The organism is Methanocaldococcus sp. (assembly GCF_024490875.1).
GTDB lineage: Archaea > AGJL01 > Methanococci > Methanococcales > Methanocaldococcaceae > Methanocaldococcus.
This window is the reverse complement of the sequence record NZ_JACCLX010000016.1, coordinates 16,350-30,809: the sequence shown is the minus strand read 5'-3', so window position 1 is coordinate 30,809 and position 14,460 is coordinate 16,350. Positions and strand designations below refer to the sequence as shown.

At 28.5% G+C, this 14,460-nt stretch carries 10 protein-coding genes, 2 tRNA genes and 1 pseudogene; 4 read left to right on the top strand and 9 right to left on the bottom strand.

Going from position 1 to position 14,460, the window contains the following annotated elements:
• Nucleotides 1-621 precede the first annotated feature (621 nt).
• The 6 genes and pseudogenes from HZY31_RS02955 to HZY31_RS02930 form a co-directional block, all read right to left on the bottom strand.
• The gene (locus tag HZY31_RS02955) at nucleotides 622-1,017 is read right to left on the bottom strand and encodes a 4Fe-4S binding protein (RefSeq protein ID WP_214399267.1); all 396 of its coding nucleotides are present in this window, start codon (nucleotides 1,015-1,017) and stop codon (nucleotides 622-624) included.
• Entirely contained in the window at nucleotides 1,014-2,537 is a 1,524-nt protein-coding gene (locus tag HZY31_RS02950) for a homocysteine biosynthesis protein (protein WP_297317977.1), read from the bottom strand. The genes HZY31_RS02955 and HZY31_RS02950 overlap by 4 nt, the downstream gene beginning before the upstream one ends.
• Before the next feature lie 121 nt (nucleotides 2,538-2,658).
• Entirely contained in the window at nucleotides 2,659-4,014 is a 1,356-nt protein-coding gene (locus HZY31_RS02945; protein WP_297317976.1) for a signal recognition particle protein Srp54, read from the bottom strand.
• 32 nt (nucleotides 4,015-4,046) lie between these two features.
• Complete coding sequence (locus HZY31_RS02940) at nucleotides 4,047-4,598, bottom strand: UbiX family flavin prenyltransferase (RefSeq protein WP_297317975.1); 552 nt, start codon at nucleotides 4,596-4,598, stop codon at nucleotides 4,047-4,049.
• A gap of 622 nt (nucleotides 4,599-5,220) precedes the next feature.
• Nucleotides 5,221-5,882: pseudogene (locus HZY31_RS02935) on the bottom strand (CRISPR-associated endonuclease Cas6).
• A 197-nt stretch (nucleotides 5,883-6,079) separates the two neighbouring features.
• Nucleotides 6,080-6,192, bottom strand: a tRNA-Met gene (locus HZY31_RS02930).
• A 99-nt stretch (nucleotides 6,193-6,291) separates the two neighbouring features.
• Here HZY31_RS02930 and HZY31_RS02925 point away from each other — a divergent pair.
• From HZY31_RS02925 to HZY31_RS02915, 3 genes are all read left to right on the top strand, one after another.
• Nucleotides 6,292-6,379: transfer RNA gene (locus HZY31_RS02925), tRNA-Leu, on the top strand.
• A 139-nt stretch (nucleotides 6,380-6,518) separates the two neighbouring features.
• Complete coding sequence (locus tag HZY31_RS02920) at nucleotides 6,519-7,820, top strand: radical SAM protein (protein WP_297317974.1); 1,302 nt, start codon at nucleotides 6,519-6,521, stop codon at nucleotides 7,818-7,820.
• Nucleotides 7,821-7,852: 32 nt separating this feature from the next.
• Nucleotides 7,853-9,826, top strand: a complete 1,974-nt coding sequence (locus HZY31_RS02915; protein ID WP_297317973.1) for an IGHMBP2 family helicase — start codon at nucleotides 7,853-7,855, stop codon at nucleotides 9,824-9,826.
• Here HZY31_RS02915 and HZY31_RS02910 read toward each other — a convergent pair.
• Both HZY31_RS02910 and HZY31_RS02905 read right to left on the bottom strand, forming a co-directional pair.
• Entirely contained in the window at nucleotides 9,823-10,167 is a 345-nt protein-coding gene (locus HZY31_RS02910) for a DUF473 family protein (protein ID WP_297317972.1), read from the bottom strand. The genes HZY31_RS02915 and HZY31_RS02910 overlap by 4 nt on opposite strands.
• Nucleotides 10,168-10,552: 385 nt before the next feature.
• Nucleotides 10,553-11,254: a proteasome assembly chaperone family protein gene (locus HZY31_RS02905; protein WP_297317971.1), complete on the bottom strand. Its 702-nt coding sequence runs from the start codon at nucleotides 11,252-11,254 to the stop codon at nucleotides 10,553-10,555.
• Between the two features lie 109 nt (nucleotides 11,255-11,363).
• Here HZY31_RS02905 and HZY31_RS02900 point away from each other — a divergent pair, with 109 nt between their 5' ends.
• A complete protein-coding gene (locus HZY31_RS02900) occupies nucleotides 11,364-12,947 on the top strand; it encodes a dihydropteroate synthase-like protein (protein WP_297317970.1) in 1,584 nt (527 codons plus the stop codon).
• Between the two features lies 1 nt (nucleotide 12,948).
• Here HZY31_RS02900 and trpE read toward each other — a convergent pair whose 3' ends face one another.
• Nucleotides 12,949-14,391: an anthranilate synthase component I gene (gene trpE, locus HZY31_RS02895; RefSeq protein WP_297317969.1), complete on the bottom strand. Its 1,443-nt coding sequence runs from the start codon at nucleotides 14,389-14,391 to the stop codon at nucleotides 12,949-12,951.
• Nucleotides 14,392-14,460: the final 69 nt, after the last annotated feature.

Sequence of the window (14,460 nt, the reverse complement as noted above, 5' to 3'; positions counted from 1 at the left end):
CTTCGCCCTATTGGGATACCCCCGATGCATTGCTTCTTTTAAGAAGCAATGCCTCTTTTTGCCTTTCCCCTTTGGGGCTTGATTTTAAACTAATATAACAACAAAATATAGTTTTAAAGGACAAAAAGAGAATTTCCATCCCCTTTGGGGCGTGATTTTAAACAGGGCACAATTTGAAGAGATAATTTTCTAAAATTACTTTATTATTCTCCTTTATATATGGGTTATGATTCGAAGGGTCAATTACCCCTATTATTTATATACCTCCGAACTTATATATAAATTTTTCTATTCTTAGTTATTACTTTAAAAATCCTTAAAATTTTTAATATTAATCTAACTATCGGGGAAAATTAGAGATAAAAATAAACTAAAAAAATTAGGAAATAATCTCAATAATTTAATAAAATTAAATATTAAAATTCATTAAAATAGAAGACCCTTCGAAATTTGATAAAATTCCTTAAAATTAAAAAATAATAAATTAAAATCCTCTAAATCAAAAAATAAAAATTTTTAGCGAGGGAGGAATATATTATAAATAATAAAAAAGAGGCAATGCTTCTTTTAAAAAGCAATGCATAGGGTGTATATCAATAGAGCGAAACCCTATGGTTGTAGTTATTCAATAATCTCAATAGCTTTGAATGGACAGGCTTTCATACAGTTTTTACATCCAACACATTCCTCTTCTTTAAAAACTACATTATAATCTTCATCCAAATAAATCACATTTAATGGACATTGAGTTATACAGCATCCGCAATGAACACATTTTTCCAAATCTCTTTTTATAACTTTAGAAATTTCTTCAATCTCTCCAAATTTTGATAAATATTTTAATGCATTTTCAATTTGTTCCTTACTACCAAATAACTCTAATATTAAAAATGCCTCTTGAGGCTCTACTTTTGCTTTTAAAATATTTATTTTCACTCCGGTATTTAAAATAGTGTCAGAGATAACTGGTTTATTTATATGCTCGGAATCTGTCCAATAGAATATTTTTTTCTTCATTTTTTCCCCCCAAAGAGTCTTGAAATATCTTCTGATGTAATAATTCCCACAACTATTCTATTTTCATCAACAACTGGAACTCCTGAAATGTTATGCTCACTCATTTTTTTAGCTACATGATCAACAGGCTCATTTTCATAGGCGGTAATTACATGTCTTGTCATAATTTCCTCAATTGTAGTTTTATTTTGTGCTAATGCTTTGGCAATATCCCAAGATGTTATAATTCCTATTAATTTACCATATTCATCAACTATTGGTAAGTGGTTTATATTGTGTTCAATTAGAATTTTAGCAGCTTCCATTATTGTTATATTACTCGGCGCAACTATTGGTGGCTTACTTAGTATATCTCTAACTAATGTAATTGGAGATTTCATTGGCTTACATTCAGCTCTTCCTAAATTATCAACCCTTTCAGTTAACAAAAATCTTCCATCTAAAATCCATTTTTTTAATGTTTCAGCAACTTCCCTTGCCATTTTATAACTTGATACTGGCCCCGTCTTTACAGTTTTTTCAACTTCTTTTCCATCTATATTAACCCTTAAAGTTATTTTTCCACTCCTTAATTCTTTATAATTAGTTTTTGCTATTAATGGTCTATCTCTCCTTGGAACTCCATAATCATAAATTGGCACTTCAATATCTTCATCTTTAATTGCACATATTTCAGCAATTTTTTCATTTAAAACAGGTATTGGAACACCAATTCCAATATATAATGTGCTTCCATATCTTGGCATTGTAGCGGCTCTTACAAATTTTGGATCCATTGTTTTTAAATCTCCTTTTACCATCAATGTCCCAAATGGAGGATTATGTTGAGTTCCTTCCCCTATTATATATCCAATCCCTCCTCCTAAGAATATTCTTGTCCCAATACCTATTGTATTATAAGATTTAGTTTGAGGATTATAGTCATTTTGTAGAGGATTTAACTGCCCAGCCCCTGAGTAATGAACATTACTGTATTCTGGAAGTAGTATTCCCATATAAGTATAAATTTTCTCCTCTCTACTGTTTGTTGCCGCCGCGTATGTTTGATAGCAATTCCTTGGATTTACCATAATAGCCTGATTAACATCTTTTAGAGTAATCTTAACATTTACATCTTTTCTTGGATAGCAGTCTGTTGTATATCCTTCTGCATATAGTTCAATTTCCTTTCCTCTAACGAGATCCTCTATGACATGTGCTCCTCCATAATTGATATCAATATCAGGATCTTCATTTGGTTGAGAGGCTCCAATATATGCATCAACAGCCGCTAAACCACCATAAGCTTCAACATTGTTTAAATATATTTTTAGCATCTTTATAGGAGGATCCGAATGTCCAAAGTTGATAAATACACCAGATGAACACATTGCCCCAAAAGTTCCTGTTGTAACTACATCAACATAATCAGATGCTCTTTTACTCCCTTCCTCTTCTACGATTTTTATCATCTCTTCCGCCGTTACTACAACTGCCTCTCCTTTTTTAATTTTTTCGTTAATTTCTTGAATTGTTTTCATAATTCTAACCTCTAAAAGATTTTTAGATTATTTTTTAATATATAGCATATAAAAATTTTCATAAAATATTTTCAAATAAAAAAATAAAACAATAAAAAATAAAAATAGAAAATAGGAATAATTAAATGTCTTTATACATTAACTGCCTTAATATTTGACCTAATGGTCCTCCAATTTTGAGCATTTTACCCTTTCTTAATTTATCAACTGCGTTTTTTGTAATTTCATAATATCTTAAAACTTCTCTAACATCTTTTTCAGAAGTTCCAGAACCTCTTGCTATTCTTCTAATTCTTGAAGATTTAATTATCTTTGGATTTTCTCTCTCCTCTTTTGTCATTGAGCTTATAATTACCTTATACTTTTTTATTTTAGATTCTGTTAAATTTGATAGTTCCTTAGGCATTGCTCCTCCAAATCCTGGGATCATACTTAAAATTTTTTTCATAGATCCCATATTTTCAAGAGCCTCTAATTGATATAAAAGTTCATTTAATGTAAATTTTCCTTTCATTATTGCATCTATACTTTCCTCAGTTTTTTCATCAATTATATTTTCTGCCTTTTCTAATAAACTATCCAAGTCTCCCATTCCTAACAGTCTTGATATAAACTTTTTAGGATCAAAAGGCTCTAAATCATCTATTCCCTCTCCAATTCCAATGAACTTTATTGGTGCATTTGTTTCTGCAACTGCACTTAAAGCCCCTCCCCCTTTGGCAGAACCATCCAATTTAGTAACTATAATACTACCAATCTCTCCAACTGCATCTCTAAAAGCCTTTGCCTGAATTCCTGCCTGTTGTCCAATAGTTCCATCTATAACTAAGATAATCTCATCTGGATTGGCTATTTCTTTAATTTGCTTCATCTCTTCCAATAAACCTTTTTCCTCTTTGTGTCTTCCAGCAGTATCTATAATTAAAACATCTGCCTTTTTAAATTTATTCATCCCCTCTTTAACAATCTCTATTGGTGATTTAGTTTTACTTTCATCTCCATATATAGGAACATTGATTTTTTCAGCCAGTTGCTTTAATTGTTCATACGCCGCTGGTCTATATGTATCTGCCGCTATTAATGCAGGCTTTAAACCTCTTTTTTGAATGTATCTTGCTAACTTTGCAGCAGTTGTTGTTTTACCACTACCCTGAATACCAACCAATAAAATAACATTTTGCTTTTTTGGATTTAACTCTAATTTTTTTGCCTCCTCTCCCAACAACTTAACTAATTCTTCATAAACTATTTTTATAATATGCTCCTTCTTAGATAAACCTTTTGGAGTTTTTTCCTCTAATGCTCTTCTTTCAATCTCCTTACTCATCTTTAAAACTAATTTTACATTAACATCAGCCTGAATTAAAGCCCTTTGAATATCCTTAATAACCTCTTTTATTAATTTTTTATCAACAAATGTAGCCATTTTTAATTTATTTAATGCCTTATTTAAACTCTCTCCTAATCTATCGAGCATAAATATCACCACTATTTTCTTAATTTTTAAAATTATTCACCCCATCTTTTAAATAAATTATTTTCTATCCCTAAAATGTCTAAAACTCTTCCAACAACAAAATCTATTATATCATCAACAGTTTTTGGTTTGTGATAAAACGCTGGAATAGGTGGCATTATTACAGCCCCTAAATTTGACAATTTTAGCATGTTTTCTAAATGTATGCTATTTAGTGGCATTTCTCTCGGCATAATAATTAATTTTCTTCTCTCTTTTAAAGCAATGTCACAAACTCTAACTATTAAATTTGATGAATAACCATTAGCAATTGCTGATAGTGTTTTCATTGAGCAAGGAATAACTATGACTGCATCAAACTTATTAGAGCCAGAGGCAATTGGTGAAAAAAAATCATCATTTTCATAATAATTTGTGGCAAATTTTATTAACTCTTTCCAATCAATGTTTAACTCCTCTCTAATTATTTTTTTTGCAGAGTTTGATATAATTAAATCTATTTCTACTTTATCCTTTAAAACTTCTAATAATCTCTTTGCATAGATAACTCCACTCGCTCCGGTTATGCAAACTATAATTTTCATTGTTACACCATAAAATTTTAATCGTTATTTTATTTATTACATTCACTACTTTTTCTATATAATAAAAACTAAAAAAACAAAAAGATTTTGAAGAAGCCAATAAATTTATTTAATTTTTGATATTATTGAGAATGAGAAATTCCCTATGGATATTAGAGTTAATAAAAGAATATGTTGTAAATAAAGTTTTTAATATATATTAGATTTTTTAATTTTACTTTCTTGCTTTAAAATTAGTAAAAAGTATTACTAATTTTTTCCTATTAAAATTTAGATTTTTTAGAGATTTTGATTGTTTATTTTTATTTTGTATATCTCATAGATAAATAAAACTTATTTTATATAAAATATTCCATAATTATTGAGATTTTTGTTTATGGTTGTGCATTTTATTTAATAAATACTTTGCATAACCTTTCTTACTCTTATAAACACTTTGATAATCAGGCAGTCAGAAAAATCGAGTGTTAAAAGAAAGATTTATATAGGAGTTCGAGTATAAAATAAGCAATAGTTGGTAGGGTTTAAATCGGTAGTCCATTAAAATAAGGATAATAAAATTAGATAATAAAATTAACAAACAAAATAGAAATATATGCCAATAAAGGAAGCAAAGTCCTATCTATGGTATTCTAACAACACTTCCAAAGCCCTTAGAAACTTTTCTACCAATTCCTAAATAATTTGGAATATTAAAGTTAATTAAAAATTCTCCAAAAAAGCCAATAAACTTATTGCCTTTGTATTTAACAACTAAATCATCAAATTTTAAAAACTCTGCTTTTAGTTTTTCTTCAACAGTGTAATTTAAATACTTACTCATTGACAAAACATTTCCAATTAAAATCCTTTCTAACAGTTCTTTTTTTCCTTCATCATCCAACTCTTTATATTTTAAATAATTTTTCTTATTCAAAGCAATCCATGGAGAGATAAACTTATATTTTATCATCTGTCACTCCAAATTCTTCAAATTTAACCTTTGCATAACCATTTACAACCTTATAAACTTCCCCTTTCAAATTCAACTCTCTAATGTCTAAAATAATCTCTCCTAAAATATTTATTCCCTCTTTTATACCAATTAAAACAGCATCTCCACTAATGATTTTATACTGTATTTTTGGATAGATATAGACAAAACCATTTCCCGCTATGATTATGCAACTCCACATAATTTTCTTTACCAAATATATTTAAAATATATCCTCTTAGATAGGGAGTTTGAGATTTTTTTAATGGTTCATTCGTTTTTAAACGGCATATTAAGATAGGTAGTTTTATAGTTTTAAGTTTCATAGTTTTCCCCAGTTGATATTCACACTCTGTATTTATAGATAAAGAATAATAATACCTAATTTAGAAAAAATATTACGCCTCCCTCATAATAAGGAGTATTACCTAACTTAGAATTTCCCATTTTATTGTTATATTTCAATACTCAAATTAATAAATATAATGTGATAAAATAATAAAATAAATGGTGCCGAGGGAGGGATTCGAACCCTCGACCTCCCGGTTTCCCAGGACCCAGGCGTAAATGCCTAGGATATCCGTATGAGCCGGGCGCTATAACCAGCTAAGCCACCTCGGCACATAAGATACCAATATAGCCATATTCATTACTCATATATATATTTTTCGGCGTAAGGTTTATATATAAATGTTATATAATAAAATTTTCTAATAGAGAGCGGGGGTCGCCAAGCCTGGCCAAAGGCGCCAGATTGAGGGTCTGGTCCCGTAGGGGTTCGCGGGTTCAAATCCCGTCCCCCGCACCATCTTTGTAATTTTAATTTTTTTGTTTAAAATTTTAAAACACAAAATTCTATTTTTTCAAAATTAAAATTTAAAAAGTTAATTGGATTTTATTTTTAGATAAATTTATTAATGTAAATATTTAAAATATTGTGTGAGATTATGGTAATTTTAGATCTATCAAAATATAGGATGATTACTGATGTTAAAAACATTGGAAATACTTTAATTTTAGAAATCAATAAAATTTATGAAGTTAAAGTAGATATTCCCTACAATGAGGTTGAAATTGAAAATTCAATAATAAAAATTAACGCCCATCCAAAAAGAGCAGAGAATATAAAAGTTGGAATTTTAAACTTAATCTCTTACAGTATAGCCAATAATTTGAAGAGTAAGATAACAAAAAGGAGAACTATATATATAAATGAACCAATTCCATTGATTGGGCATACTGCCTTTGGATTGATTGAGAGAGGAAGAAATATAATACAGGTTAGAGGACATTGTGGTTGTAATTTAAACTGCATATTTTGTTCTGTTGATGAAGGAGAGTTTTCAAAAACCAGAAAAAATGATTATTATGTAGATTTAGAGTATTTAATTGAAAATTATAAAAAAATTGTTGAATTTAAAGAAAATAAATTTATTGAGGCACATTTAGATGGGCAGGGAGAACCTTCTTTATATTATCCCTTAGTCGATTTAGTTCAGGAGTTATCTGAGATTAACAAAAAAGGTAATGGAATAGTTTCAATGCAAAGTAATGGAACTACATTAACTTATAAATTAATAGATGAATTAGAAGAGGCAGGATTGCATAGAATAAACTTGTCTATAAATGCTTTAGATAAAAATATGGCAAAAATGCTTTCTGGTAGAAAAGATTATAAAATAGAAAAAATTTTAGACATTGCAGAGTATATAAAAAATTCTAAAATTCATTTATTAATTGCTCCTCTTTTGTTGCCAAACATAAACGATGAAGAATTTAAAAGAGTTATTGACTATGCTGTTGAATTAGAACAAAAAATTCCTCAAAATATTATAAATCCAATAACTGGAAAAAAAGACCCTATTTTAGGTTGCCAGTTATGTAGAGTTTATCAATTTGGTAGAAGACCAAAAAAAATGAAAGTTTGGGATTTTGAGAAGTTTTATAATTTGTTAAGAAAGTATGAGTTAGAATATGCAAAAAAGGGGATTAATGTAAAATTAATATTAACTCCAAAAGATTTTGGAACTCACAAAAGGAAAAGACTGCCATATCCTTTTAAAGTAGGAGAAATTATTAAAGCTAATGTAGTTTTAGATGGAAGAATTAAAGGTGAAGTTTTAGGAGTATCCAAAAATAGAGTAATTCAAATAATTAATGTAAAAAATGAACAAAGTCTGATTGGAAGGAATGTTAAAGTGAGAATTTTGAGAAATAAAGACAATATAATTGTAGGTGAGTTAGTTTAAATTAATTTTGAATAATTTTTAATGGTGATATGATGAATTTAATAGATTTATATGTAAGGAAGTTTATGAAGTTAATTGAAATTGAAAGAAAGTGTGAAATGGATTTTCATAAAAATGAGATAATTAGGTTAGGAAAAAAGAGAGAAAATGTTGGAAGGGCTATTTTAAATTTAAAAGGAAAATTCTTAGGAGAAAGTTTAGGTTGCACAATTGTTAGATTTGGTAGGAAAAAACCATTTAAAACAGAAATCTCTCCCGGAGATGTTGTCTTAATAAGTAAAAATAACCCTTTGGAGAGTGATTTATACGCTAATGTCATTTATGTAGGAAAAAACTTTATAGATGTTGCCTTTGATGTAGATGTTCCAAAGTGGGTTTATAAAGAAAGAGTTAGAATTGACTTATATGTCAATGACATTACATTTAAGAGAATGAAAGAGGCTTTGAGAGAATTTGCAAAAAAGAGAGATAAATTAGCATATATAATTTTAGGTATAGAACATCCAGAAAAACCTTTTAGGGTAGATATTGAATTAGAATTTTACGACAAAAGTTTAAATGAATCTCAAAAGTTGGCTGTTAAAAAAGCAGTTTTAAGTAAAGATTTATATTTAATACATGGCCCTCCGGGAACTGGAAAAACGAGAACTTTAACTGAGGTTATTGTTCAGGAGGTTAGATTTAATAAACATAAGGTTTTAGCTACTGCTGACTCAAACATTGCGGCAGATAACATTTTGGAATATTTAGTTAAAAAATATCCTGACTTAAAGGTTGTTAGAATAGGACATCCTACAAGAATTTCAAAAGATTTAATTCAACATTCATTACCTTACTTAATTGAAAATCACGAAAAATATCAAGAAATTTTATCTTTAAGAAAAAAAATCAAAGAAATTAAAGAAGATAGAGATAAATTTTTAAAACCATCTCCAAGATGGAGAAGGGGAATGAGTGATGAACAAATATTAAAAGTAGCTAAGAGAAGAAAAGATTATAGAGGAGTTCCAAAAGAAAAAATTGCAAGTATGGCAGAGTGGATTATAAGAAATAAAAAAATTAAAAAAATAATCAATAATTTAGAAGATATTACTGAAAAAATTATAAATGAAATTTTAAGTGAGGCAGATGTTATTGTTGCTACAAACTCAATGGCTGGCTCAGAAATATTAAAAGGATGGGAGTTTGATGTTGTAGTTATTGATGAGGGTAGTCAAGCGATGGAGCCTTCCTGTTTAATACCAATAATTAAAGGAAAAAAATTAATTATGGCTGGAGATCATAAACAGTTACCACCAACAGTTTTAAGTGAGAATGAAGAATTAAAAAAGACGCTTTTTGAAAGATTAATAAAAAAATATCCTGAATTTTCATCTATACTAAAAATTCAATATAGGATGAATGAGAAAATTATGGAGTTTCCAAATAGAATGTTTTATGACAATAAATTAAAGGCAGATGAGAGCGTTAAAAACATTACATTAATGGATTTAGTCAAAGAGGAAGAAGTTGATGAGGAAGATAGAGATATTATAAATGAAATTCCAGTTCAGTTTATAAATGTTGATGGTTTAGAAAGGAGAGATAAGGAATCTCCTTCTTACTACAATATAGAAGAGGCAGAGAAGGTTTTAGAAGTTGTTAAAAAACTTTTGAAGTATAAAATTCCTACAAATGTCATTACTCCCTACGATGCCCAAGTTAGATATTTGAGAAAGTTGTTTGAAGAGCACAATATAGATGTAGAAGTTAATACGGTAGATGGATTTCAAGGTAGGGAGAATGAGGCTATTGTTATATCATTTGTAAGAACAAAAAATTTTGGATTTTTAAAAGATTTGAGAAGGTTAAATGTGGCTATAACAAGAGCTAAGAGAAAGTTAATTTTAATAGGAAATGAAAATTTATTAAAAACTGATAAAGTTTATAATGAGATGATTAAATGGGCTAAATCAATAGAAAATGAGTATAAAAAACAAAAAGAAGATAAAAAAGAAATAAATTAAAATGTTCTAAATCTTATTTCAATGAATTCAGAATTAGTTATAGAACATTTTGCAAAGCCCAACATTTCTACCTTTAATCTCCCAGCAATTACTTCCTTCTCTTCAAATCCAGTAATAATTTGAGGAATTATTGAAACTTCTAAAACCTTACATAATACTCCTTCGCTACCATTTCTTAAATCCTGTTTTAAAGTCGATGTTATAAAAATAAAATCTCCTTCTTTTAGATTTTTTAAAGTTTCTAAGTTATAGGCATTTATTATAGTGAATGTTTTTATGTGATTTTCTATTAACTCATTTATAGCACTCTCTTTAATTCCAAATATTCCATATACTCTCATAATTTCACCAAATAAGCCAATAGAATATTATTTCTATCTTCCTTAGATATTTAATTTGAGAGGCATTATCGAGCGAAGCTAGATAATGCATCCCGGGTATCCGAACCATAGGACTTCGTCCTATTGGTATGAACCTTTTTCTAAAAGGTTCATCAAAAAATTTTGGGGTATACCAATAGGGGTTACGCCCCTATGGTTCGGGATACCCAAAATTAAACAAAAAGGCAAATATTCGGGGGTATACCAATAGGGGGCGGAGCCCCCTATGGAGCAATAGAGGGTTTCCCTCTATGCGGCGTATAACAATAGGGCAGAGCCCTATGGAAATAAAAATACAAACTAATGGGGAAGTATACCAATAGAGGGGGTGAAACCCCCTCTATGGCTAGATATACATAGGATATTCCTTTTTCTTAGACATCATCTTTAAATGTTGTTCAGCCAATTCTTTGAGTTTGTTTTCTATATTTTCTGCCTCTTTGATTAAACTCTCAACATTAACATTTAAATTAAACATTTTATTTAACACTTCTAATAAATTAGCTCCTCCTCTTGGATCTGGACGAACTCCTACAGTTTCTGCCAAGAGTGCAATAGCGTCAAATCCGTTATCATCACATTTTATTAATAAATTTCCACTAATTCCTCCTAAAACTCCAAAATTAAATATTTCAACATAATTTTTTAAATTTTCCAATAATTTCTCTTTGTTGGCTATTCCAAAAACTTTTTCTGATTTCCCAGCAATTAATCCACCAAGTGAAACGAATAACTTTGGCTTATTATCTGAAAAAGTTTTTACTATTAATTCAGCTAATCTATTAATACTGTTTGGTGGTATAATTACATCTGAAAAGAGTATAACTAAATTTTTATTTGCATAAGCCCTTACTGGTGGATAGGGAGTCCCATTTTCAATTGTAGTTATTGGAGGAATTCCCTCTATTTCAAAGTATCCAAAGTATTTTAATTTCAATTCTTTTATTATTTGATAGGCGGCGATACTTCCAACTAATCCAGTTCCAGGAAACGCTTCAATAATTAGTGGTTCATCAAAATCAATATCATTCTTTTTAATAAACTTCATACTTCCACCCAAAACAACAAATTTTTATTTATATTGTGTTAGTCAAATCTTTATTTATAGCTTTGTAATTTAATATTTATAAATAATTTAGTTGTTTAATGGGGATATTATGAAAATCTTAATAATAACTGGAAAGTTGGCAGAAAAAAAAGTTAAAAATGCTATAAAAAAATATGAGTTTGTTGATGTTCATATCGCCAATATATCAGTAGCCGCTTTTTTAACTCCTAATTTAATAATTAAAGAAATCAAAAAATTAGAAGATAAATTAGGCAAAAAATTAAAAGATATTTACGATTTTGTTTTAGTTACTGGATTGATAAGGCATGATTTAAAGAAAGTTGAAGAGGAAACTGGAATAAAATGTTATAAATCTACAAGAGATGCCTCAGATCTTCCTTTACTTATAGAAAATTTAGATAAAATAAAACTTTCTACAAAGGATTATGCTGATTTACAACTTTTAGAGATTATTAAAAAGAAATGTGAGGAGGAGATAAAAAAAGCAGAAGAGCAAGAACTGGGAGAAGGAGATATAAAAATTGGTTCTTTAAAAGTTGGTGATAAATTTCCAATGAGAGTTTTGGGAGAAATAGTCCATGCTCCATGGCTAAATGAAAAGGAATTAGAGGAAAAAGTAATATATTACTTAGAAAGTGGGGCTGATATGATAGATTTAGGAATGGTTAGCAATGAAAACAACAAAGATAAAATTAAGAATATGTTAAAAATTGTTAGAGATATTACTGATAAGCCAGTTAGTGTAGATACATTAAACACTAATGAATTAATAGAGGCAATTAATTTGGGAGTAGATATGATTTTAAGCGTTGATGGTGGAAATTTAAATGAATTACTACCTTATTTAAAAGATTCTGACACTGCAATAGTTGTTTTACCAACAAACTATAAAAAAAACTATGTTCCAGAAACTATTGAGGGAAAAGTTAAATCCTTAGAAGATATTATAAAAAAATTGATTTATGAGGGAATAGAAAAAATAGTTGCAGATCCTATTTTAGAGCCAATAAATAACTTTGGGTGTAACTTTATAGAGAGTGTAATTGCCTGTAGAGAATTTAAAAAAAGAAATAATATACCTTTATTTTTTGGTGTAGGAAATGTTACTGAACTTTTTGATGCTGATAGTAATGGAGTTAATGCATTATTAGCGGCAATAGCCTCTGAAATTAATGCTAATATATTATTTACTCCTGAGGCCAGTGCAAAATGTAAATTCTCTATAAAAGAGTTAAAAATTGCTTCAAAAATGATGTTTTTAGCTAAAAAGAGAAATTCATTACCCAAAGATGTAGGATTTAATTTAATAAATTATAAAGATAAAAGATTTGATGAGGAATATACATTTAATAGATACAATGTTCCAATAATTAAAGCTGAGGAGAATAAAAAACAAATATTAGACGAAGGTAGTTTTAAAATAGAAATTGATAGAAAAAATAAAGAGATTGTAGTTATATATTTTAACAAAAGAAGAGAACCTACATTGATGATTAGAGGGAAGAAACCAAAGGAGATTTATGAAACTGCAATAAGGTTAAATTTAATAAAAAAGTTAGACCATGCCGCATATTTTGGGAGAGAATTGGCAAAGGCTGAAATTGCCTTAAAAATAGGCAAAAAATACAACCAAGATTTTGATCTATTTTATAACGAATTTTGGAATAAATAACTTATTTATATTTTTCTTTCATTAGACTCTCAATTGTTTTAACATTAGCCAGTCCTTTCTTTTCAGTTTCTTCCCATTCTTTTTCTGGTATAGAATCTGCTACAATTCCACAACCTACTTGTATATACCCCTTATTTTTTGAGATTACAAAAGTTCTTATTGTTATTGCCATATCCATCAAGTCATCCCATCCGAAATAGCCAACTCCTCCTCCATAAGGACCTCTATATGTTTTTTCCAACTCTTCAATGATTTCCATAGCCCTAACTTTTGGAGCTCCACTTAAAGTTCCCGCTGGAAATGTAGCCTTTACAGAAAGAAATGAATCGTAGTTATTTTTTAATTCACCAACTACATTGCTAACAATATGCTGAACATGAGAGTATTTTTCTATTACCATAAAATCAGTAACTTTAACTGTTCCAAATTTTGATATCTTTCCAATATCGTTCCTTGCTAAATCTACAAGCATAACATGTTCAGATCTCTCTTTTTCATCATTCAATAATTGTTCTTCTAATTTTTTGTCTTCTTCTTCAGTTTTTCCTCTTCCGATAGTTCCCGCAATTGGTCTTGTTATAACTAACCTCTTTTTATTTACCATATCAGTTCTTACTAAAATTTCTGGTGAGGAGCCAATAATTTTTCTATCTCCAAAGTCCAAATAATACATATATGGAGAGGGGTTAATTTCTCTAACTTTTTTGTAAATTTTTAGGTGATTTAAATCATTTAAATCAATTTCAATTCTTCTTGACAAAACTACTTGAAATATATCTCCTGCAAAGATATACTCTTTAGCCTTATTAACTGCATTGATAAATTCTTCTTTACTCATATTAGATTTTATCTTTAATTCTCTATCATTGGAAATATTTTCTTCTTTTTCTTTTTTCTCAACATTATTAAATTTAACTTGTTCTATAATTTTTTTTAATTCATCAATGTTTTTTTCATTGTCAGATATTAAATTAACTGTTTTTTCTTTTAAGTCAAATGATATAACATCCTTGACTATGAAAAACTCTGCATCAGGAAAATTTAAGTCATTTACAGGTTTTGGAGTAATATTAGATAAATCAATCCAGTATCTAATAATATCATAACTTAAATATCCAACTAATCCTCCTTTAAATCTTGGCACAGGTTCAATATTGCCAATATCTAAATATTTAAGACACTCATTTCTAACAACTCTTAAAGCGTCTAATGGACATTCATATTTTCCCTCTAAATCTTTAACCTTATCACCCAATTCTGTAAAACTCTCAACCTTTAACTTATTTTTTTTGAATATTACTTTTCCTTCAGTTTTTCCTAATATTGAATATCTCGCAACCTTTGGAACTCCTTCGGCAGATTCTAATAAAAAAGTATTCTCTCCACATATTTGTTCATAAACATCTAATGGAGAAATATTAATCTTTATTTTTTTAATTATCATTTTCTCACCGTAAATATAATATAATAAGTTAAAATTAAAAAGTGAAAAATAATAAATTAATTTAAATTT

Coding starts and splice junctions, on each gene's coding strand:
- HZY31_RS02955 (WP_214399267.1), bottom strand. CDS start 1,017: ATGAAGAAAAAAATATTCTATTGGACAGATTCCGAGCATATAAATAAA.
- HZY31_RS02950 (WP_297317977.1), bottom strand. CDS start 2,537: ATGAAAACAATTCAAGAAATTAACGAAAAAATTAAAAAAGGAGAGGCA.
- HZY31_RS02945 (WP_297317976.1), bottom strand. CDS start 4,014: ATGCTCGATAGATTAGGAGAGAGTTTAAATAAGGCATTAAATAAATTA.
- HZY31_RS02940 (WP_297317975.1), bottom strand. CDS start 4,598: ATGAAAATTATAGTTTGCATAACCGGAGCGAGTGGAGTTATCTATGCA.
- HZY31_RS02920 (WP_297317974.1), top strand. CDS start 6,519: ATGGTAATTTTAGATCTATCAAAATATAGGATGATTACTGATGTTAAA.
- HZY31_RS02915 (WP_297317973.1), top strand. CDS start 7,853: ATGAATTTAATAGATTTATATGTAAGGAAGTTTATGAAGTTAATTGAA.
- HZY31_RS02910 (WP_297317972.1), bottom strand. CDS start 10,167: ATGAGAGTATATGGAATATTTGGAATTAAAGAGAGTGCTATAAATGAG.
- HZY31_RS02905 (WP_297317971.1), bottom strand. CDS start 11,254: ATGAAGTTTATTAAAAAGAATGATATTGATTTTGATGAACCACTAATT.
- HZY31_RS02900 (WP_297317970.1), top strand. CDS start 11,364: ATGAAAATCTTAATAATAACTGGAAAGTTGGCAGAAAAAAAAGTTAAA.
- trpE (WP_297317969.1), bottom strand. CDS start 14,391: ATGATAATTAAAAAAATAAAGATTAATATTTCTCCATTAGATGTTTAT.